The organism is Bacillus vallismortis, assembly GCF_004116955.1.
Lineage (GTDB): Bacteria > Bacillota > Bacilli > Bacillales > Bacillaceae > Bacillus > Bacillus vallismortis.
This window is the reverse complement of sequence record NZ_CP026362.1, coordinates 3,387,231-3,407,500: the sequence shown is the minus strand read 5'-3', so window position 1 is coordinate 3,407,500 and position 20,270 is coordinate 3,387,231. Positions and strand designations below refer to the sequence as shown.

Annotated in this window: 33 protein-coding genes (1 of these 33 only partly in view); 29 read left to right on the top strand and 4 right to left on the bottom strand. The window is 37.9% G+C overall.

Going from position 1 to position 20,270, the window contains the following annotated elements; translation table 11 throughout:
• The 4 genes from BV11031_RS17965 to BV11031_RS17950 all read right to left on the bottom strand — a co-directional run.
• Positions 1 to 545 carry the 5' portion of a tyrosine-type recombinase/integrase gene (locus tag BV11031_RS17965; protein WP_010330174.1) on the bottom strand. It extends 640 nt beyond the left edge of the window, so 545 of the gene's 1,185 nt are visible here — the first part of the coding sequence; it begins with the start codon at positions 543 to 545; the stop codon falls past the left edge of the window.
• Positions 532 to 1,065, bottom strand: coding sequence for an ImmA/IrrE family metallo-endopeptidase (locus BV11031_RS17960; RefSeq protein ID WP_010330173.1), 534 nt, complete (start codon positions 1,063 to 1,065; stop codon positions 532 to 534). Before BV11031_RS17960 ends, BV11031_RS17965 begins: the two co-directional genes overlap by 14 nt.
• A gap of 79 nt (positions 1,066 to 1,144) precedes the next feature.
• Positions 1,145 to 1,750: a hypothetical protein gene (locus BV11031_RS17955; protein WP_010330172.1), complete on the bottom strand. Its 606-nt coding sequence runs from the start codon at positions 1,748 to 1,750 to the stop codon at positions 1,145 to 1,147.
• A gap of 230 nt (positions 1,751 to 1,980) precedes the next feature.
• Positions 1,981 to 2,307 (bottom strand): helix-turn-helix domain-containing protein, encoded by a 327-nt coding sequence (locus BV11031_RS17950; RefSeq protein ID WP_129550797.1) that lies wholly within the window; start codon positions 2,305 to 2,307, stop codon positions 1,981 to 1,983.
• Between the two features lie 165 nt (positions 2,308 to 2,472).
• On the opposite strand from BV11031_RS17950, the gene BV11031_RS17945 reads away from it, so the two are divergent.
• The 29 genes from BV11031_RS17945 (at position 2,473) to BV11031_RS17805 (ending at position 20,223) form a co-directional block, all read left to right on the top strand.
• Positions 2,473 to 2,721, top strand: coding sequence for a helix-turn-helix transcriptional regulator (locus BV11031_RS17945; RefSeq protein WP_010330170.1), 249 nt, complete (start codon positions 2,473 to 2,475; stop codon positions 2,719 to 2,721).
• 15 nt (positions 2,722 to 2,736) lie between these two features.
• The gene (locus BV11031_RS17940; RefSeq protein ID WP_010330169.1) at positions 2,737 to 2,928 is read left to right on the top strand and encodes a helix-turn-helix domain-containing protein; all 192 of its coding nucleotides are present in this window, start codon (positions 2,737 to 2,739) and stop codon (positions 2,926 to 2,928) included.
• 64 nt (positions 2,929 to 2,992) lie between these two features.
• Positions 2,993 to 3,526 (top strand): helix-turn-helix domain-containing protein, encoded by a 534-nt coding sequence (locus tag BV11031_RS17935; RefSeq protein ID WP_010330168.1) that lies wholly within the window; start codon positions 2,993 to 2,995, stop codon positions 3,524 to 3,526.
• Entirely contained in the window at positions 3,516 to 3,776 is a 261-nt protein-coding gene (locus tag BV11031_RS17930; protein ID WP_010330167.1) for a hypothetical protein, read from the top strand. Before BV11031_RS17935 ends, BV11031_RS17930 begins: the two co-directional genes overlap by 11 nt.
• Entirely contained in the window at positions 3,777 to 3,941 is a 165-nt protein-coding gene (locus tag BV11031_RS22700) for a hypothetical protein (RefSeq protein ID WP_164998438.1), read from the top strand.
• A gap of 415 nt (positions 3,942 to 4,356) precedes the next feature.
• Positions 4,357 to 4,542, top strand: a complete 186-nt coding sequence (locus BV11031_RS17925; RefSeq protein WP_010330165.1) for a hypothetical protein — start codon at positions 4,357 to 4,359, stop codon at positions 4,540 to 4,542.
• Positions 4,539 to 6,527 carry an AAA family ATPase gene (locus tag BV11031_RS17920; protein ID WP_129550796.1) on the top strand — a complete coding sequence of 663 codons (1,989 nt, stop codon included), beginning with the start codon at positions 4,539 to 4,541 and terminating at the stop codon, positions 6,525 to 6,527. Before BV11031_RS17925 ends, BV11031_RS17920 begins: the two co-directional genes overlap by 4 nt.
• Positions 6,524 to 6,775 (top strand): hypothetical protein, encoded by a 252-nt coding sequence (locus BV11031_RS17915; protein WP_010330164.1) that lies wholly within the window; start codon positions 6,524 to 6,526, stop codon positions 6,773 to 6,775. The genes BV11031_RS17920 and BV11031_RS17915 overlap by 4 nt, the downstream gene beginning before the upstream one ends.
• Positions 6,768 to 7,508 carry a phage recombination protein Bet gene (gene bet / locus BV11031_RS17910; protein WP_010330163.1) on the top strand — a complete coding sequence of 247 codons (741 nt, stop codon included), beginning with the start codon at positions 6,768 to 6,770 and terminating at the stop codon, positions 7,506 to 7,508. Before BV11031_RS17915 ends, bet begins: the two co-directional genes overlap by 8 nt.
• Positions 7,505 to 8,206, top strand: a complete 702-nt coding sequence (locus BV11031_RS17905; protein ID WP_010330162.1) for an MBL fold metallo-hydrolase — start codon at positions 7,505 to 7,507, stop codon at positions 8,204 to 8,206. The genes bet and BV11031_RS17905 overlap by 4 nt, the downstream gene beginning before the upstream one ends.
• 204 nt (positions 8,207 to 8,410) lie before the next feature.
• A complete protein-coding gene (locus tag BV11031_RS17900; protein WP_010330161.1) occupies positions 8,411 to 9,169 on the top strand; it encodes a hypothetical protein in 759 nt (252 codons plus the stop codon).
• Between the two features lie 13 nt (positions 9,170 to 9,182).
• Positions 9,183 to 9,464, top strand: a complete 282-nt coding sequence (locus BV11031_RS17895; protein ID WP_010330160.1) for a replicative helicase loader/inhibitor — start codon at positions 9,183 to 9,185, stop codon at positions 9,462 to 9,464.
• Positions 9,439 to 10,737: a replicative DNA helicase gene (dnaB, locus tag BV11031_RS17890; protein ID WP_010330159.1), complete on the top strand. Its 1,299-nt coding sequence runs from the start codon at positions 9,439 to 9,441 to the stop codon at positions 10,735 to 10,737. Before BV11031_RS17895 ends, dnaB begins: the two co-directional genes overlap by 26 nt.
• 18 nt (positions 10,738 to 10,755) lie before the next feature.
• A complete protein-coding gene (locus tag BV11031_RS17885; protein ID WP_010330158.1) occupies positions 10,756 to 10,950 on the top strand; it encodes a Fur-regulated basic protein FbpA in 195 nt (64 codons plus the stop codon).
• Positions 10,951 to 11,050: 100 nt separating this feature from the next.
• The gene (locus BV11031_RS17880) at positions 11,051 to 11,497 is read left to right on the top strand and encodes a RusA family crossover junction endodeoxyribonuclease (protein WP_010330157.1); all 447 of its coding nucleotides are present in this window, start codon (positions 11,051 to 11,053) and stop codon (positions 11,495 to 11,497) included.
• Positions 11,479 to 12,174 carry a hypothetical protein gene (locus tag BV11031_RS17875; protein ID WP_010330156.1) on the top strand — a complete coding sequence of 232 codons (696 nt, stop codon included), beginning with the start codon at positions 11,479 to 11,481 and terminating at the stop codon, positions 12,172 to 12,174. The genes BV11031_RS17880 and BV11031_RS17875 overlap by 19 nt, the downstream gene beginning before the upstream one ends.
• A 376-nt stretch (positions 12,175 to 12,550) precedes the next feature.
• On the top strand, positions 12,551 to 12,754 hold the full coding sequence (locus tag BV11031_RS17865) for an XtrA/YqaO family protein (RefSeq protein WP_010330154.1): 204 nt from the start codon (positions 12,551 to 12,553) through the stop codon (positions 12,752 to 12,754).
• 104 nt (positions 12,755 to 12,858) lie between these two features.
• Positions 12,859 to 13,377: a Pycsar system effector family protein gene (locus BV11031_RS17860; RefSeq protein ID WP_010330153.1), complete on the top strand. Its 519-nt coding sequence runs from the start codon at positions 12,859 to 12,861 to the stop codon at positions 13,375 to 13,377.
• 23 nt (positions 13,378 to 13,400) lie between these two features.
• A complete protein-coding gene (locus BV11031_RS17855) occupies positions 13,401 to 13,934 on the top strand; it encodes an ImmA/IrrE family metallo-endopeptidase (RefSeq protein ID WP_010330152.1) in 534 nt (177 codons plus the stop codon).
• A gap of 3 nt (positions 13,935 to 13,937) precedes the next feature.
• Positions 13,938 to 15,356, top strand: a complete 1,419-nt coding sequence (locus tag BV11031_RS17850) for an NUDIX hydrolase (protein ID WP_129550795.1) — start codon at positions 13,938 to 13,940, stop codon at positions 15,354 to 15,356.
• 70 nt (positions 15,357 to 15,426) lie between these two features.
• The gene (locus BV11031_RS17845) at positions 15,427 to 15,813 is read left to right on the top strand and encodes an ArpU family phage packaging/lysis transcriptional regulator (RefSeq protein WP_010330149.1); all 387 of its coding nucleotides are present in this window, start codon (positions 15,427 to 15,429) and stop codon (positions 15,811 to 15,813) included.
• 180 nt (positions 15,814 to 15,993) lie between these two features.
• The gene (locus BV11031_RS17840) at positions 15,994 to 16,155 is read left to right on the top strand and encodes a hypothetical protein (RefSeq protein ID WP_010330148.1); all 162 of its coding nucleotides are present in this window, start codon (positions 15,994 to 15,996) and stop codon (positions 16,153 to 16,155) included.
• A 262-nt stretch (positions 16,156 to 16,417) separates the two neighbouring features.
• Positions 16,418 to 16,990 carry a hypothetical protein gene (locus BV11031_RS17835; RefSeq protein WP_010330147.1) on the top strand — a complete coding sequence of 191 codons (573 nt, stop codon included), beginning with the start codon at positions 16,418 to 16,420 and terminating at the stop codon, positions 16,988 to 16,990.
• Between the two features lie 525 nt (positions 16,991 to 17,515).
• Positions 17,516 to 17,683 (top strand): hypothetical protein, encoded by a 168-nt coding sequence (locus BV11031_RS22695; RefSeq protein ID WP_010330145.1) that lies wholly within the window; start codon positions 17,516 to 17,518, stop codon positions 17,681 to 17,683.
• Positions 17,684 to 17,778: 95 nt separating this feature from the next.
• Positions 17,779 to 18,123 carry a hypothetical protein gene (locus tag BV11031_RS17825; protein ID WP_010330144.1) on the top strand — a complete coding sequence of 115 codons (345 nt, stop codon included), beginning with the start codon at positions 17,779 to 17,781 and terminating at the stop codon, positions 18,121 to 18,123.
• 66 nt (positions 18,124 to 18,189) lie between these two features.
• Entirely contained in the window at positions 18,190 to 18,663 is a 474-nt protein-coding gene (locus BV11031_RS17820; RefSeq protein WP_010330143.1) for a hypothetical protein, read from the top strand.
• 55 nt (positions 18,664 to 18,718) lie between these two features.
• Positions 18,719 to 19,234 carry a ParB N-terminal domain-containing protein gene (locus BV11031_RS17815; protein ID WP_010330142.1) on the top strand — a complete coding sequence of 172 codons (516 nt, stop codon included), beginning with the start codon at positions 18,719 to 18,721 and terminating at the stop codon, positions 19,232 to 19,234.
• On the top strand, positions 19,231 to 19,842 hold the full coding sequence (locus BV11031_RS17810; protein ID WP_010330141.1) for a Mom family adenine methylcarbamoylation protein: 612 nt from the start codon (positions 19,231 to 19,233) through the stop codon (positions 19,840 to 19,842). Before BV11031_RS17815 ends, BV11031_RS17810 begins: the two co-directional genes overlap by 4 nt.
• Before the next feature lie 132 nt (positions 19,843 to 19,974).
• Complete coding sequence (locus BV11031_RS17805) at positions 19,975 to 20,223, top strand: hypothetical protein (protein ID WP_010330140.1); 249 nt, start codon at positions 19,975 to 19,977, stop codon at positions 20,221 to 20,223.
• The last annotated feature ends 47 nt before the right edge of the window (positions 20,224 to 20,270 follow it).

Here is a 20,270-nt window from a genome sequence, read left to right as displayed (position 1 = left end):
GTATAAATTTCATATTCATTGTATTTTTGTTTTGGCCGCTTTACGTTTTCAGCAGGGTTTTCTTTTATAATTTTCCACTCAGCTGCTCTTCCTAAGATATCTCTAATGATTCGATATCTTGCATGAATGCTTGACGTTGAGACATCATTTTCCCGTTGATATTCTTCTAAGAAATTTAATATGTGAATCGGCTGAATCTCGTCTAAGTACATGTCTCCAAAATAGGGTTGTATTTCTTTCCCCATAATATACTCATAAGTTTCACGAGTTTTATCATCGAGATGATCCAGGGCGTATTTTTTCTCCCAGTCCTCTATGAACATATTGAATGTTCGTTTGTGTGGTGTGATATAAGCGCCGGCTTCAACTTCTGTTTTGAATTTATACCATTCACTCTCCAAGTAATTGCGCAGCTTTTTAGTGGTTTTTAATAAAGCCGGATCCTCTATTCTAATTGTTTTGACCTTTCTTTTACGCTTGCTCTTTGTACCGATATCAACAACTAATCGAAATGACTTTTCGCCTCTTTTTTCAATTGTTGGCATATAAAATTTTCTCCCTTTCTTTATTCTTTTGAATCATAAATGATTGGTACTTAAAGCTGAATAACTTACGGAAGTACATATCCAATCTTTTTTCCGCAAAAGGATAAGTAACCTGAAAAAGATCAGATATGAGACTTATAGATTCCCGCTTGGTTGCCGGTAATTTAATGTTTTTCAGCATAAAGCTAGGTACAGCAAAGTGATACATAAATGCATTTGCTTGATTCTCCTGTAATTCTCTAAAAAGTGGGGGTAATTTGTATTGAACACCCACATGATTTATGTGATGGCACAGTTCATGGGAAAAATCTTCCCATTGCTTTTTTTTGGATAATCGTGAATCAAGAATAATGCAAGCCATTCCCAGCAGTTTTACTGCTACAGATGAACGATTTTTGTAATGGACTATTATTTTTAACCTATCTGCAATTAGTTCCAAGTCCCGTGAACCAGGCTCTGTAATACCGATGCCGGTGTAAATTGTTTGTATTCTTTCCTCTAGAAGTGATAAATGATACAAGGTAAAGCCTCCTACTAACGAAATGCAAACTTATGTTCGGTTTTATTTTCTAAAGAAAAGCCCAAAACAGGGCTTGTTTTTAATGCTCTAAGTTAATTTTTAAATCAAGATCGTCACCTAAAGCATTTGCGTCCTCACCAACCGGAAGAGCGATTCTCAGTCGAATTGAATCTAAATCTTTTATATCCTCTTCGTTTTCAAAAATAAAAAATACGGATCCACTATCGTTTACTTTCCCCACATACTCTCCAAGAAACTTTTCATTTTCGCTAGTAGATGCCTCATCGATTTGTACCCCAGTGCTTGTTGCTAACTTTGCATCATCTAGGCCGAAATAAACTACTTTATCTGATGTATTTTCCGCTTCAAGTTGAACCTCAATATAAGGTGTTTGTTCGTTGGCCACAGCGGCAATTACTTTTTTTACAGTTACTTGCATCGGGCCAGTTTTCGCAGTGGCTTCTTTATTGCTGATGGCCATTACTTTCGCTGTACCGCTCTCAATTTCATATACATCCCCAACTTTTTCAGGTCCATTAGTAGAGATGCCTTGGCTTTCTGATGTGTTGGTATCAGTTGTATTGTTTGTGTCTACTGATGATGTAGAAGACTCTTCACTATTTTTGCATGCTGCTAGCAATATCAGTGAAGTGATTAATAGTAAAGTCCCCAATTTTTTAAACAATTTAAGTTCCCCTTTTTACTCCAGTTAAGTTTTCTTTATCTTTCATTTAACTCAATTAATGTTAAACAGTTTGTTTTACAGTGTGCATCAGTCATAAACCCTTGATATATCTATGTTTTTAGGGGATGCAAAAAGTTTTATTTAACACTTAGGTTTCTTTTTATTAAACAAATGTTTAACAAATGTTTTACCAGAAGAAGAATTAAAGAATTAAGAATAAAGAATAGCTGCTATTGTTGGTCGAACTCTTTTTTCAAAAGATAATACAGGAGCTCTTTAGCTTGCTCTTTCGAAATCGTACCATCACGACCAGCAATTAAGGTCTCGGGATCATTTAAAATTTCATCGAGATCAAATTGTGCATGTGTGCCTTTTAGAAGAAAGTCAGTTGAAACTCCTAATATATTGCTTAATTTAGTAAGGGTCTTTAAATCAGGTTCAGCCTTACCGATCTCATACTTCCCATATCCTTGTCTCGTAATTCCTAAGAAATCCGCCATCTGTTGCTGGCTATATCCTTTGGAGGTACGGCATTTTTTTAAACGTTCTCCAAACATAGTAGGTTCCTCACTTTATTTGCCTTTGACAATTATTATATAGAAACAATTAGTTTCGTAAACAAAAGGAAACAAAAAGTTTCATAAAAGTATTGACAGAAACTACAGGTTTCTTTTATTATTAACAGCGTAGAAACAAACAGTTTACAAAAAGGAGGTGATGATTTGAAAAAGACATCTGCTCTTACTCAGTATTTAATTAAAGCTAGAAAAGACCGGAACCTTAGTCAAAAACAAGTTGTTGATCTTTCTAAGGCTGGAATCACCAGTCAATACTATGGTTTGATTGAGAGAGGTGAGAGACAACCATCACCTTCTGTAGCTATGAAACTTGCTCCGGTATTAGGTCTTGATTGGACTATTTTTTTTGAACAGGATGTAAACCACAGGTTGCGTAATCAAGATTCTGCTTAAATGGAGGTATTTACATTGAAACGAACAGCTTTAACCCCTCAAGAAGCCGCAGACTTTTTGGGGGTTCACAAGGAAACAATTTATATCATGGTTAGAAATGGTCAGATTCCTCATTTCAAAGTTAGAAAGAAAATTTTCTTTCGTGTTGATTCTCTTAATGAGTGGATCAAACAGCAGGAACAAAACAGCATGAAAGAGTTAGCATAACCGCTTCTAACTAAAGTTTACCAATTGAAAACGAAAATTTTGGTAGAAAAAGGAGAGGTTTAAAGTGAAATTTGGTAGAGCACCGAAAGCACTAAAAAGCGCTCGTAAAGAGGCGGAACTTACACAACAGCAGTTATCTATGGACGATGAATTATTTCTTTCACGTGAATCTGTATCTCATCAGGAATGCGGCCGCCACAAAGTTCAGCCGGAGGTGGCCCAGTATTTTGCTGAGAAACATAATGATCCACGGGCTGCCCTTGAAGCTGCTTCTGATTATACAGGCTGGGGACCTTTAATCTTGGATGGGGAAACAGCGGATTTGCATAGGGTGAATCTTCTTGTTCAATCCAAGATACAAATGACAGAAGCCATGGACGCCCTACAAAATTCAGTCGAACATATTTCAGTCAATCCCAAAACATTGTCAGATACAAAAATGATTGAGAAATCGATTCAGGAATGTTTAGACGTCATAACAGCTTTAACTCAACTAATCGTTGTTCTCTGTAAGGAATACTCGATTTCATGGGTGAAGATGTGGGGCAAGCATAAAATGAAGCTTTTAACGAGGGGGTTAATCAAAGGTGCTTCTTGAGGACAAGGTTTTGAAAAAACACTTTAATTCAGCAAGGCGAGAACAAATTTTTATAGAGGAATACTCAAAGCTCTTGATCAAAGCTGTTGCTAACGGAGATATGAAAAAGGCGAATGAAACGGTTAATGAACTTCGCAAATCTGTAAAACAACTAGATCACTACATAAAATCCAAGCGAGACTTCGATCGCATTGTTGAAGTTATTCCGTCAAAAGATTTTTTCGAAAAAAAGTTAGAGGGGATGATTTGAATGAAATTTGTATTATCTGCAAGCCGTTTAATGAAAGCTTCTGAGGTTGTGAGTCATTGTCGGGAAGTAAAGAGGAATCCAGCACAGATTCTTCTGGTGAATGCCGAGGCGAAGAAGGCTATTGAAAATATAAAAAAGCAGCAAGCTCCTACACTCACTGCTTAAGCAAATAAAACGTTACGGAAGTATTATAGCGCTCTTTTATGAGCACGGCAAGCTTGTTCTTGTCGTCAGGCCAGGGGGAGAACTTTTTTATCCATCCATTCCCCCTTTTAACTTACTGCCACCTCTCTCTGGTCTGACGATGCGTACAAGCATCAGAAAGGAGGATTTTCGGTGTTTTACCTGGTTATTCTGCCAAGGGAGTGCCCTAATTGCGGAAAGGTCGAAGAACGATCTTACAAAATTTATTGCAGCAAATGTGAACACAAAATTCCTGATAGTGTTCAGGAACTACTTCAAAAAGTGAAATGAAAAAAGCTCGCTTTGCAGAGCGAGCCGTAGAAGGTGTTACAAACTTTGGTATTGATAGTGTACTGTATCACCTTCCAAAAATCAAATCTTTGGAGGTCTTTGACAAATGAATGAATTTTTTTACACTGAGCCGTTTAGCGATCAACGACGCGATCAGATTAATCTTGCCACTGTAGGTGGATCAATTTCCTTTGATATTAAGGGGAATGCATGTTTTCACTTCCCAACAGCTGAGGCACGAAATGAATATCTTTCTCTCAAGTCTAAAGAGAAAGGAAGTGAAGCGAAATGAAGAAGGAAATTAAACTGCTCAAATTAGAACTTCGCAATTTTAAGGGAGTTAGACAGTTTACTCTTGATACTCGAGGCGAGAACGTCAAGGTCTACGGTGATAATGCAACAGGAAAAACAACTTTGTTTGATGCTTTTATTTGGCTCTTATTTGATAAGGACAGCCAAAACAAAAAGGATTTTCAGATTAAAACCCTCACAAAAGAAAACAAGCCTATTAGCGGACTGAATCATGAAGTCAGCGGATTGTTTTTGATCGATGGAGCTGAATTGTCTCTGAAAAAGGTGTACTCCGAGAAGTGGACAAGAAAGCGGAGTAGTGCCGAAGCCGTATTCTCTGGACATACCACTGACTATTTTATTAACGAAGTGCCATCAAAGAAAAAAGAGTTTAATGATCGAGTCAGCTCAATTATTGCAGAAGACAAATTTAAACTCATTACTTCTCCATCATTCTTCAATGAGCAATTGAAATGGCAAGACAGACGGAAGATTCTACTTGAGATTAGCGGCGATGTAACAGCCGAGGAAGTATTCAGTAAAAACCCTTCTGTGGCTGCCCTGGAAAGCATCTTAAAGAAACGGTCGCTTGAAGAGCATAGAAAGGTGATCGCGGGAAAACAGCGTGAAATAAATAAACAGCTCGATGCAATACCGGTAAGAATCGATGAAATCCAGCGCACAGTCGAAGATACATCTGGTCTAGATGAACAAGAATTACATGACGAGATAAATTTTCTTCAAAAAGAAGTTGAGTCATTGGAGGAGAAACTTCGTTCAGCTCGTAATGGTGAAGCTATTTTTGAGAAGAGGAAAGTAATTCTCCAGCTGCAGAATGATCTTCAGGAAATCAAAAATGATCATCAGGAAAAAGAATACAAAAAGATCAATGAGATTAAAGAGCAGCTATACCCTGTGAAAAGCAAGATTGATGAAATTTCAATGGAGATTAAGTCGAATCAGCGGCAGTTATCACTTAAAAAAGACAATTTGGATCGATTAAATACGGAAATCGAGTCGCTGCGCCAGAGTTGGTGCGACAAGAATGAGGAGACGTTTGATCAACATCAAACTGAATGCCCTACATGCGGCCAAGAATTACCGAAAGAAAAAATTGATCAAGCCATTGAAAAATTCAATTTTCATAAAAGCCAAGCTTTAGCTGAAATCAATGAAAAAGGCAAGTCGTTTAAGAGTCAAAAAGAAAAGTCTGAGGATGCTATTCAGGAATTAGAAGCTGCAATATCTAATTTGCAGGATGCCTATAAGAGTGAAGAAGAGACTTTATTATCACTTGAAAAAGAATTAGAGGGCGAGCAAAGCAATAGATCAGATATTTCAGCGGATCCAATTTATCAAAATAAACAAGCTGAAATCGAGACCATCCAGAAGGACATTCAGGAATTAGAATCTTCCACGGATCAAGCCGTGCAATTGATTAAGGATGATATCAACAGTAAAAAACAAGAGATTTTACTGCTTCAAAAAGATCAAGCGAAAATTGATCACGCAAAGCATGTTAATGATCGGGTAAGACAGCTTGAGCAAGAACAAAAAGAGTTAGCAGAACAATATGAACAGCTGCAACAACAACTCTTTTTGACTGAGGAATTTGTTCGCACTAAAGTGAATCTCCTTGAAGAGAAGATAAACAGCAAGTTTAAATATGCTCGCTTCAAGCTCTTCAAAGACCAGATCAATGGAGGACTTGAGGAGACGTGTGAAACCCTTTTTGGAGGTGTGCCTTATTCGTCCGGCTTAAATAATGCTGCACGCATTAATGTTGGACTGGACATCATTAACACGCTTAATGATTACTACGGAATCACTGCTCCTATTTTCGTTGATAACTCTGAAGCAGTGACGAAATTGATCAACACAAATTCACAGATCCTCAGCCTGATTGTTTCCGAGAAAGATAAACAGCTGCGGATTGAATTAGATGATAGCTCGCTCATTCCAGTAGATTGTGAGGTAAGTGCATGAGTGAAATTGTCACAGTAACAGTTGTTAGGAGTAAAGGTTGGGAAGATCTACGCCGTGAAACCTTGCTTATAAATGGCAAAGAAATCATGCATGTGGGTCCGCTTTCTGAATGTCCAGAAGACGCGATTTTAGAAAGAGATTTAGTAGGACCCTCCGACTTTGCTGATCTGCTTGAAGATTTCTTGATTGAGCATAAAGGAAAAAAAGTGAAATTTGTGTACGAAGACGAGGAGGATTCAAATGAGTGAACAAAATGAATTAATGACTAAGCCCGTTGAGTTTTCAGTAAACGGTGAATCCGTGAAGCTTACAGGAAAAACAGTAAAGAATTTTTTGGTTCGTGGAAACTCCGATGTAACTGATCAAGAAGCAGCAATGTTTATAAATCTTTGCAAGTATCAAAAACTCAATCCGTTTTTAAATGAAGCTTACCTTGTGAAATTTAAAGGCTCACCGGCTCAAATGATTGTTGGTAAAGAAGCATTTATGAAGCGTGCAGAGAATAACGAGCAGTTTGAAGGGTTTAAAGCTGGGATTATCGTTGAGCGTGAAGGAGATATGGTTGAAATAGAGGGTGCAATCAAGCTTCCTAAGGATAATCTAATTGGAGGATGGGCTGACGTTTACCGTGCGGATAGGAAGCAACCAATTTCAGTGCGTATAAGCCTGGATGAATTCAGCAAAGGACAATCCACGTGGAAGACAATGCCCTTAAATATGATTCGAAAAACAGCAATAGTAAATGCCCTGCGTGAAGCTTTCCCTAATAACTTAGGGAATCTATACACAGAGGAAGAGGAGCAGGCTAACGATGATATACCAGCTGAAGAACGGGTGCGCCGTGAGGTAAATGAAAAAGCGAATGCAGAGGTTATCGATATCGAACCAATTCCGGATCCACAAACAGAACAGCTGGAGCCCCAACCAACAAAAAAAGATGAGAAGCCCTCAGTCTTTGAATCGGACGGGCCAGATTTTTGATTGAAATTACAGCCCTGTCATCGAGCAGTAAGGGGAATTGCTATCGGGTTACCGATGGTAAGACCCCGCTTCTTTTGGAATGCGGCATCAACTTTAAACAAATGCAGAAGGGGTTTCAGTACAAAATGTCTCAATTCGCTGGCTGCCTTGTTTCTCATGAGCATGGGGATCACTGCAAAGCAATTAAGGATGTTCTGAAAGCCGGCATTGATTGTTACATGTCTCCTGGGACGGCCGGAGCAATTGGCATTTCTCATCACAGAATAAAGCCTGTGCGCGCTAAACAGCCGTTTAAAGTTGGTTCTTGGTCTATTATGCCCTTTGACGTGCAGCACGATGTGGCGGAGCCGTATGGCTTTCTGTTGGCTAATGAGGATGGTGACAAGCTTCTGTTTGCCACTGATACCTATTACATCAAATATAAGTTTCCAGGACTCACTCACATTATGGTGGAATGCAATTACTCGAATGAAATACTGAACGAAAACATCGAAAGCGGCCGTACACCGCTATTTATGAAAAGACGACTCTTACAGTCGCATTTCAGTTTAGAAAACGTAAAAGAGTTTTTGAAGGCAAATGACTTGAGCAGGGTTCAGGAAATTTGGCTGCTGCATCTTTCTGAATCAAACAGCGACGAGGAGCTTTTTAAAGAAGACATCATGAAATTGACTGGAAAGGTTGTTTATATACCATGACTGACAATGACTTAATTGCGGTTCCTTACCCTTATTGTTATGTGTCATTGGCCAAGACAGTGGCCCCAGATATGCGTAAGGACACTCTACTAATGTACGTTTCAACGTATTTTCGAAAATATGAACCCAATCTTACTCTTGTGACAATCAAAGGTTTAAAAGCTATCTGCAGAAAGAAATAGCGATGGAAAGGAGGCGAGGCCCTTGGCTGGATGGGTGAGGCTATATAAGTCAATGGTCGATCATGAGATCTTTACAGATAATGTCGGCTTTAGGTTGTTCACTTTCTTAATTGCCAAAGCTGCGTTTCAGGACGGTATGAAGATTAATGATTATGAGTTAAAAAAAGGCCAGTATATCCGCTCATATTCAAAACTATGTGATGACTTAGCGATTAAAAAGGGCAGAGGTTTAACAAAATTCACAAGAGCCGCAGTCAAAGCTGCAGCTGAAAGGCTTCAGGCAAAAGGAATGATTACTGCAGAGGAAACTGAATACGGAATGCTTTGGACTGTATTAAATTATTCAAAATTCCAAGGTGCTGCTGAAGAGCCTACATATGAAAATAAGGCTAAAGAAAAGCCAAAAGCACCTCAACAGAAGGACGAGGGCTCGACTTCTTTCCAAAAAATCGAAGAAAAATTCACTTCGAGAAAAGGCTCTCTATTTTTATCTGCTGTAGATACAGCGGCAATCAAAAGAGTCATAGAGGCAGAGATACCTATCGACGATGTTTTGACTTGGATAGATGAAATTTTTGATCAATATAAACCTAAATATCCAGGAGACAAGATAAATTCTTTTTCTTACTGTGAACTAATTATTCGTGATAGATGGGTTGCTAAACAAAGCGAAAAACAGCCTTCTAATGTCTCGGAATTTAGGCCGCGAGGATCGATACAAGAAAAAAGCTTTGCTGCTCTCGAGGATTATGCTAGAGAGAACGGCATTAAGGTGAATTAGGAAGGTGATTACTTTGGAAAAAGCAGAAGCAATGAAATTATTGTTGCGGCTTTCCGCAGCATATCCGCGTTTTGATTTAAGCGGCGATGTTGGGAAAGAGCGAATTGAATTGTGGATGGACCATCTTCAAAAAATGCCGTTCGAAGCCGCAAAAACAAAGATAAATGAGCATATTGCAAATAAACCATTCCCTCCAACAATTGCGGAGATTAGCGTCAAACAACCAGAGAAAAATGAATTTTTAGAGCAACAGAAAGAGTGGGAACGAAATGCAAAACATGCTAAAAAACCTTGAAGCAGAAGAGAGCCTGTTGGGCTGTATCCTTGTTGAAGGAGAGCTGATTAAGGAAACCACTTTGGAGCCAAAGCATTTTGCAGATGAGCGGCATAAACGGATTTTTAAGGCTATGCGTGATGTTGATTCCTCCGGACAGCCTGTTGAAATGGTGACAGTAGTTACAGAGTTAGGGGATACAGTCGAAGCGATCGGTGGTACCTCTTATCTTGTAGATCTAGCAAGTGCGGTTCCTTCTGTTATTAATTTTGAAACCTATCAAACATTAATCTATGAAGCTTTTAAACTTCGAGATATGCAAAAAACAGCGCTTGATTTTGCAAACAACCCAAGCGATGAGGGTATTTTGCAAGTCTATCAGAAGACCGTGGAGCTGCAGGAGATTGGAATTAAAAATAATCGCACCAAGATGGATGTTTTAACTGAAATATACAACGACATGTATCAAGAGAAAGGCGAAATAACAGGAGTGGAAACTGGGCTAGCTGATCTAGACGCTATGACCGGAGGCTGGCAGGATAGCGACTTAATTATCGTAGCTGCCCGGCCTTCCATGGGAAAAACAGCTTTCGCTCTAAATTTGGCCCAGAATGCGGCGTTAAAAGGTGGAGTTGTGGATGTTTTTTCTTTGGAGATGTCCGACCGTCAACTTGTTAACCGGATGCTCAGCAATTTAGGTTCAATCGAAGGTACAAAATGGAGAAACCCGCACAAGTATTTCAGTGAAAAAGACTATGAAAACGCGAATCGGGCCATCGGTGAATATGAAAAACTAGACATCTATATTCACGACAAACCGTCACAGTCAGTGGCTGATATTCGTTCTGCCATTCGGAAGACCACAAAGGAACACCCGGATCAAAAGCATTTGGTTGTGATTGATTATCTTCAATTAATCCGACCTATTGGAAAATTCGAAACGAAAAACTTAGAGGTCGCAAGCATAACAGGCGAATTGAAGAACATAGCCCGGACATTCAATATTCCAATCATTCTGCTTTCTCAACTTTCTCGCGGTGTTGAGCAGCGACAAGATAAGCGGCCGATGATGTCTGATCTTCGAGATTCAGGCAGCATTGAACAAGATGCCGATATCGTTAGTTTTCTCTATAGGGATGACTATTACGATAAGCAAAGCGACCTAAAAAACATAGTGGAGATCATTTTTGCAAAACAAAGAAACGGCTCGGTTGGCACTGTCATGGCTGCCTTTATTAAAGAGTACGGCCGATTCTTAAACCTTGATAGACAAATGGAAGAGAAGCTCGCTTAAAAGAAAGGAGCACATATTATGCCTTCAGATATAACACAGACTGCCACAGACGAGCGGCGGGAATTTTTAACGAATGAGCTTATCAAGTATGGCCAGTATGAATCGGAGGACGGGCAACAGCTGTATGAACTGTCTTTGCCGGAACTGGAGCGGCTACATATTAACGTTAAATGCAAGTTTGGCCGTGAAATGTCCTTCGAGGAGGGAGATTGATGCTCGGCACGCTCCGCTCCTTAACATTCATAATCATGAACGCGGATTTAATAATGACTGAAATAGAGCAGCTGGAATCAGCTGACGGGAGGTAACAGCATTGATTAGTTTTACAGTTTACGGTGAGCCAGTAGCCCAAGGGAGACCGAGAGCCACCACGGTTAATGGGATGACCAGGCTATATGATCCAAAGAAATCAAGAGACTTTAAGCAATATGTAAAGCTGGCTGCTTCAGATTATCGGCCATCTAAATTGCTAGAAGGACCACTTGAATTGTCAGTAAGGGTTTATAAATCCACTCTGAAAAGCTTCAGTAAGAAAAAAGTTGCAGAAGCAGAACAAGGGCTATTAAGGCCGAGCAAAAAGCCAGATGTTGATAACTATATAAAGGGCATTAAGGACGGACTAAATAAAGTCATCTGGCATGATGACAGCCAAATTGTAGACCTTCATGTCAGTAAGTATTATAGCCAAAATCCAAGAATCGAAATACAGGTGAAGCCACTATCACAAGAGGAGGAGCAGTTATGTCTTTCATTAATCTAAAATCTCTCGTTAAAAAGGTGAATATGAAGCCTAAAGGTATTACTGAAATCGTTTTGGAGGTCAGCACAAAAGAATTAGGTGGATCTAGGATTTCACGCCTTTCTGAAATGATTGATAAGGAAGTACAAGCTCAGCTGGAATCAGAAACAGTTCAATATGTCTTAGAAATAAATGCGAAAACTGAGAAACCAATTACAAATTACACGGTTGATCAAAGAGGAATTGTTAATGTCGCGGATCCTGAACCGGAACAACTTGAGGCAGAGTTAGGGCTCCCCGAAGAAAAACCAAGAATTGAAGAAAAACCAATGGAGATAGATCGAGAAATTGTTGATTCTTTCATCACTGAAGGTACGCCTCCAGTTCGTGATGGTTTTCCTGAAAATATTGATGAAATTGCAAAACGCCGTATTGAAGGGGAATCATACCGCAGGCTTGCAGATGAGCTTGGAATGTCTCCAAGTGCCACTATAGACCTCATTAACGAGTACAGAAAAGAAATTGCTCCAATTGCTGAAGCTTGGTGGGATTGGAAACAAGATCAAGCTGCAGAAGCGGAACCTTTGGAAAAAGAAGCGCCCCCTGTTCCTCTAGATCAAAACAATGAAGCTGATCCATCCTCCTCAGATGAAAAAGAGGAAGACAACCAGGATGAGGGTGAACACGGAGCGGCTTAATGGTTAAAAGGCAGCGGCGTTGGTATTTGCTGTTTCGCATGGAGGATGGACGAGCAGTCCACCTCTATGAGCCTTTGAGAAAATACGAGCTGCTCCAGCGGCTTAAAAATGGATGGAGGGTTATTGGTGGCCTCAAGGAGAGAGTATCTTATAAAACGTCTTACGGAAGATTTCAGGATGGTCCCAGCACGGACCGGATCTTTCTAAGATGACAGATGAAGAACTTGAAAAGCGATTGGAATTTTTAGAATCTGCTTTTGAGATGGCTTGGGAAGAAGAAGAGGGCGAGGAGGAAGAGGATATATAAAAAACCGCAGCACAAGGCCCCGGTTTAGTTAATCTCGACAATTAATTATAACACGGGGAGTGCTGAAAAATGAACCGACCTATTGAACTTGAAAACTTACACCAACTTTCCGTTGGAGACTTAATTGAACGAAACAAAATAAAACTGGTTATTCTTGACGGCAATGATGGCTGCGCATATTTAGCAGATACACCTGAGTACGGCATTACAAACGTGCATACGACTGGCAATAAATATACAAGAATTCATTTTGATTATGGATATAAACCGTGAAAATGTTATTTTATCCTTGAGTTAATTTTTTTGTGAATTTTTAGGATAGGTAATTGACTTTCCGGAATGTAAAGGTATTCTTTATTCATGGAGGAGATGTTAACTTGCCAAGAAGTAATGATATTATTTATCTCAAAGAACTTTACCAAGACTTTAACGAATGGTTAAAGTTTTCAGAAGCAAAAAATGCTGGCTTATTAACTTTTAATGGAGCTTTATTATTTGGTGCGACGGAATATGTTCAACAGTTACATGGAAAGATGTCTTTAGGGTTAAAAACTTGTTTAATAATACTGATAATAAACCTATTAATTAATCTTTACTCATTTAAGCCATCTAAAGGAGTAAAATTTAAAAACAACTGTAACTGCATGAATCAAAATTATCTTAATAACTTAATGTTTTATAAGAATGTAGAAAACTTAAACCAACAGTCTCTTATTAAAAGCCTAAACGAAAGATACGGTTTGGATATTTCCTATAATGATAACTATTCATATGACTTAGCAACACAAGTTATTTCAATTGGAACTCTTATAAAAAGGAAAAATAAATTTTTTAGTGTTAGTAGCACGATAACAATATTAGTTGTAATTTTGTATATAATATTGGAACTTTTTTGATCTTATTAAAGTAGGTGTTAAATTTGGACTCGAAAAAAAGAAAGGCTATAAATGATATTGCAAACTCAATAAAAAATGCATTGGATTTGCAGATTCCTGTGGAAATTGAAAAAGTTCCTGAAATGTTAGGAGGCACTCTTATCTATGAAGAATTTGATGATGATAAGTTAGAGGCTATGATTTCAAAACATGAGGACAATTTCATAATTCAAATTTCTCCAAACAGTCCATTTAATAGAAGGAGATTTTCAATTGCACATGAACTTGGCCATCTTTTTTTACATATGGGTTATTTAATTGATGACAATCTTTGGAAGTCGGTTGGTGATTACAGGGATTCTGTCTACTATAGACTAGGGCACAGCACAGAAGAGTATGAAGCTAATGAATTTGCTGCTGCGATCCTCATGCCAGAACATGAATTTAAAGAAGTAGCTCGAGCTAATTTAGTTGATGGATTATTCAATATTACAAATATAGCTAGTGAATTCGATGTTTCAGAAGAAGCTGCAACCTTAAGAGGAAGATGGCTTGGTATTTTTAGTTGGGGTGATTAAGTAGTGGAAAGAAGACCTGTATCTGCACAGTTAGTTAAAGATGCACTATCTCAAGTAGGACCTGACGTGAAGGAAGATCTTAATAATAGTCAATACAATGGAGTGTATTTGTTCTTTTCGTTTGATTTAGTCAACTCCACCATATTTAAAACAACTAAGGAATGGCAACAGGTTTTTAAAAGGTTTTATGAATTAATAGAAACATTACTTCAGAATAAATATGGAGAGGAAATAAAGCTTTGGAAGTATATTGGAGATGAAGTGCTGTTATACTTAAAAGTAACAGAGTTTGATCAGATATATAAATGTGCTCCAATAGTTAGTAAAGTAATAAAAGATGTAATTCAACAGTTATACAAGGACTATCCTTATGCGAAACAGATAATATTTATTAAAAGTACTATTTGGTTGGCTGATGTGATTTATCAACAACCCAATGAGCCGAATAAAAATGAAACTACCGCTAAAAACATTGTTTTTTTTGTAGGTAACAATCCTGAATGGTTAGATGGCTCACAGGTTGACTTCTTAGGACCAGATATTGACTTAGGTTTTAGATTATCCAAGTTTGCCCAAAAATCAAAAGTGCTTATTAGTGCGGATCTGGCCTATATTTTGAATAGGAAAAAGGGAGAAATTGAATCATTTGAAAGAGAAGACAGGGTGGTAATTGATGATTCATATAAAATAGTTTCCTATGAAACTTTAAAAGGAATATGGAATAATCGACGCTATCCTATTATTTGGTTTGGTGATAGTTGGAGTAAAGATGATTATGATTATGATGAACATATTGAATCGCTACTGGTAAGGAATGTAATCGAGGAAAAACATCAGGATATTAATAAAATTGGAAAAATAATAGCAGATTTAAATAAAACAAAAGATTTGGAAAATATAATCGAAAAAATTAGTAAGGTCAAAAAGGTAAATAAAAAGATTGGGGTAAAGTATAAAGTTCCTAGAGAAAGGTTAGCTGAAATACACTGTGCAGCTGTCTGTTTGGATAACAAAAATAGAGTATTCATAGCAAAACGTTCAGAAAGTAAAAAAAGGTTGGCGGGATTGTGGGAATTTGGTTGTGGTCAACTAACTATGAATCAATCTGTTAAAACATGTTTAGAGTTAAATTATAAAAATGACTTTAATGCTGATTTGGGTTTTTTAGAAGAAGAACCATTACCAGTAAAAACATATAATATACGGATAACGTCAGAAAAGAGGGTTGTGCCTGGCATTTTATTTGTTGCTGAAATATTAAATCAAGAAGATGAACTTAGTTATAATAAAGAAATACATTCTGAAATAAAGTGGATTGAAAAAGATAAAATATATGAATTAAGAGAAGATGAATGTGTTCCAGGCTTCCATGATACAGTTGAAAAGGCATTCAAAATATACGATTTATATAAAAATAAGTGAAACTAAGGACATTTGAAATCAGTTAATACTGATATCAGATGTCTATTTTAATTTAAAAAGGAGAGAATCTATGCAAGTAATTAAACAATTGTCATTTCTTCCGGATGTAAATGAAAAAGAAGTAAGAAACACTGTTATTAAAGAGCTTAAGACATACAGATCTTTAAAAATTCAAGCGGAGAATAGGAAAGAACAAAAGGAAAAGGGAGTCATTGGTTTATTTCCGCAGCTTCGTAAAAACACCGAATATAATGAGCTGAAGGTCAAGCAGATGGACAGGGCGCTAAAGAACTGCCTTGATCAAGATGAATATAGGATCATAGAAAAGAAATATTTGTCTCCGGAGAAAATAAAGGATCTTGAAATCATGATTGAGCTGGGTCTTAAAAGAGATAAGTTCTATCAGGTGAAAAGACAAGCTATATACAACATCGCGACAGCGCTCGGAATAATCTGAGGGCTGTTTTTATGTTTAAATTCATCAAATGGGGTCGCAGCCAAGTAAGAAGGGTTAGTAACACATTATAGGCAAGGCTTTTTTCACTGGTGAACTTATTTGTTGCACGATAAAATTGCAATAACTGAAAGGAGGGGTGCAAATGATCAAAAAGAAAATGGACTCAGAGGAGAATGAATAATGGATGATAAAAAGAAAGAGGTTCAGAGAAAATATAGAGAAGAGATTAAGAAAAAGAAGCAGCAACAAGAAGATGACAAGAATCTTACAAGAGAAGCAATTATTGTTGTGACGATAATTGTTCTGTTTATTTTTTTGAATTTCATGTTCAAAAGTTTTTAACAAATAACCCCTTATCCCCACTTGAACTATTTACCTATTGGTCCTATTATTGGAATAGGTAGAATATTACCAATAAGAAAAGAGGGAGAGATGATGAAAGACTTAAAACTTTGGAAAATACTATTATTAACGTTTGTTTGTTCACTGATTTTTTCTGTCGTCTTTGTGACTGTTCAAAGGATTGACCTGTATTTGAATCCGCCAGAAGTACCTGTTAAATCAATTGAAAAAATAAAATAATTTGTGTGGGGGATAAGGGAAAGTGAAAAAAGTATTTTTTGTAAGTGCTATAGTTGCAGGGTTCTTCATGTCTATTGTCGGTGTTGGCGAGGCTAAAGCGGAAGAGTATAAAATTGATCCTATTGGCGATAAAATTGGTTCGGAAGATGGGCGATCTGACGTAATTGATCCAGTTGTAGCGAAAGATGGTCCAGAAGATGGAGTTAACGATGAATCTAGCGTACAACCTAAGATTAGAAAAATATCAGATGACGTAAGCTTATTTTCTCTTCTAGGAGCCGGTGAGTGGGATTATTTAGGATCTTCAACATTTAAGATTCAATCAAAAACATTCTATTCAGGTGGAGGAGACCTTGGAATTCAGATATCTCAGCCATATATTGGCCCTGGTATCACATGGATGTATAAACTTGTAGAAGAGGATCCAACTTTTAATGATACAGTTTCTCGCTTTACTTTATCTAACCAAAAAGGAACATATGAAGTAATATTCAATGTGCGTAGTTTTGTTGATGGAGATAATAAAAAAGCGGAGTTACACCTTGAGAAATTAACAAACCCAGCAACAAGTGTTTCTACAAAATGGTGGGATTGATGTAAAAGAGCAAGCCTAAATGGTTTGCTCTTTTTTTAGTATCTGTATTTCTAAAATTACCGACAAATACCCGATAAAAAGCCGACAAAATAGGGGATAAAATGGGTACTTTTTTCGATAGCGTTTTGTCATACGATAGAGACAAGAAGAAAACGAACGTGAATAACAGTCCAAAAAGGAGATACCTACGGACGCTGATCTTTTGTACATGGAAATTTGTACAGCTGATTAGTGGCCGTTTTTTTATGGCCAAACCAGGAGACGCACCTTTCCTTTATCAAGTGTGCACCCGGATGTATCGAATGACTATGAAGGTCGTTAGCTTCACAGGAGGAGCGACTGGAGTCTATGCAGCATTGCGCGCGATAGTCACGGGGAACGCAAGCGGTGAGATCCCGCTTGCAAGGAAAGTCTTAAACCGGCTCTCCATTTTCTTTGCTTACCTCCTGGGGGAAATCGGCGGGCCACAAATAAATAAAAGCGAATAGCGTAAGGCGGTGCTTATTCGGCAAGGAGAAATAAAAGATGAAGATGAGAGACGTTTTATCTGCTGACACGAAACAGCAGCTAAAAAAAGTGTTAAGTCCCTCAACAAAGGCAGATGAACCTTTGACGAGAAGGGATTGGGAAGAAATCATGGGAACGAGACGTGACACCTTCAGACGTGTAGGCGGCCGGATCCGGAGAAAGTGAAATGATGGGAACAGCCATCATGTATCGGGAGTATGGATGCCCGGTGCTTTGGAGAGGGATAGGAGCACAAAAACAAAATAAGGGAGGAAATCGGAATGGCTTCATTAAAGGGAGTAAGCGCCAATCCAACAAAACAGAATCACATTTTAGGAGAGGACAAGATCGTTAGAGTTGCAGTCAAAAATGACAATGACTATATTGCAGGTCCTAACCTTATTCCTCAGCGGAAAGAGAGCGGGAAGTGGAGGACTCTTAACTCGAATTCTCCAAACCCACTTAAGCCCGATCAGAAGGATTATGATGATTGGGGCATCAAGGAGATGTTCGACAACAAAAAAGGCACATATCGCGTTAAAGTTGAAGTAGAGCGCTATGATTCCAAAGGAAATCACATCAAAACAGAAGGCACATTCTATACTGACGAATTTTACATCAAATAAGCGCTGTCTCTTTAGTTCCTAAATTTTGAGAAATCACCTCCGATATAGACTAGGAGGTGATTTTTTATGAGTAAAAGTAGAGAAATAAATGAGTTTGGTGAGATTAAGAGCGTCCTCGCATATTTGGAACAAGTTAAAAAAGGTATACATAACAAAAGCTTATCCGAACAAATTGAATTCAAAAAAGAAATCAAAAAGCGGCATGATAAGAAGCAAATACAATTATTCATAGGAAGGCTTGAAGATCAGTTCGAAATTAGAAAAACAATAGGTTATTTAATCACGGCTCTTTTTGCAATTTCGTCTTTGGTTATAGGGAGTACAATAAATTTTGCCCTGAATAATTTAGAAAAGTTAGGATGGAGCTTTGATATGGCTCCTTTAGCAATATTGTTACTTTTTCTTGCTGCACTATTAGGATGGTGTCTCCTATCCAATGAGGAGTTTGGGAGACTAAGAAAGATAAGCAGTTATAAAAGATTATTACAAGAGTGTTTAGATGAAATGCCGGAGAAAAGATATTTTAGAAGAAGAGTATAAAAAAGCACCAAACACCTTACTGAATAAGGTGTTTTTTTATTGGAGGCGATACAGCATGAATATTAGAACAATACCTGTAGAAAAGATTAACCCCGCTGCATACAACCCTCGTATTGATCTTCAGCCAGGCGATCCGGAATACAATGCCCTGAAAAAATCCATAGAACAATTCGGATACATTGATCCACTTATCTGGAATGAAAAGACCGGCAACCTTGTTGGGGGTCACCAACGATACAAGATTCTAATGGAGGAAAGTCCAAAAGAAATTACTGTCTCCGTTGTTTCTTTAGATGAGAATAAAGAAAAGGCTCTCAACGTTGCATTAAACAAGATTAGTGGTAATTGGGATGAGGATAAACTATCGGTTCTGTTAGAAGAGTTGAGTAATGAAGGTGAAATAGATTTAGCGTTAACTGGTTTTAGCGATGTTGATCTAAAACGTATGTTGGGAGATATAGAGATTCCTAATTTTGAAGAAGGATCTGAAGAAGATCAGGGAGACTTGGGAGTTTTAAGTTCAAAATTGGTTATTTGTCCACACTGTGGAGAGGAGTTTGAAAGAGATTGACAGACCTAAAAATTGCTTGGGCAACTCATGAAGCTGCTAAATTCGCCTGTGAAAATTTTCATTACAGCAAAAGCTTGCCAGCTGGTAAGTTAGTGAAAATAGGTGCATGGGAAGATGGGAAATTTATCGGTGTTGTGATTTTTAGTAGGGGAGCAAATAGCAGAATTGGTTCTCCTTACGGCTTAACTCAAAAAGAATGTTGTGAGTTAACAAGAGTGGCTTTGACCAAACATAAGTCATTTGTTTCAGAAATTCTGGCTAAATCAATAAAGTTTTTAAAGGAGCAATCGCCAAATATTGAATTGATAGTCAGCTATGCTGACACAGAACAACATCACCATGGCGGTATTTATCAAGCCACTAACTGGATTTATGCAGGTAAAACCGATGGTGAACATTATTTTATTATCAATGGGAAAAAGACACATCCTAAATCCATACATTCGAAATACGGCAAGGGCAGTCAAAGGATAGATTGGATTAGAAAAAATATTGATCCAAACGCACAGAAATATATCACTACTGGAAAACACAAATACCTAATGCCATTAAATAAAAAGATTCGAAAGAAAATCTTGCCTTTAAGCAAACCATATCCAAAAAGATAAAAAAAGAGGGTGCTGACAACACCCTCCTTTTCTAAACAGAGAGAAACTCCCTGTCAAAGAGCGTGATCAAGACGCGGCCGCGTTGTGGAAACATCACGCTCTAATCTCATATTGTACTGGAGGACAGGGAGGATGGCAATAGAAAACAGAAACGTATGTTCCCTTTCTGATGATGAAAAAGAAAATCTCCTTCTCCTGCACCAAGCGGAACTTGCAGAAGGTCTTAATAAATCAATCCAAAATTATCGGAAAATCACACAGGCAGGCATAGCACAATGGGTCAGAGACTTCAAAGATGGCCATATAAAGCTCAGCACTGTTGATGATCTGAAAAAGCTTGTCGAGCTTGAAATATATCTGCTTAAACACGAAGAAATTTAAAAACAAACTCAAACTTAATTATGAGGTCCGGAGGTGGGTGAGATGTA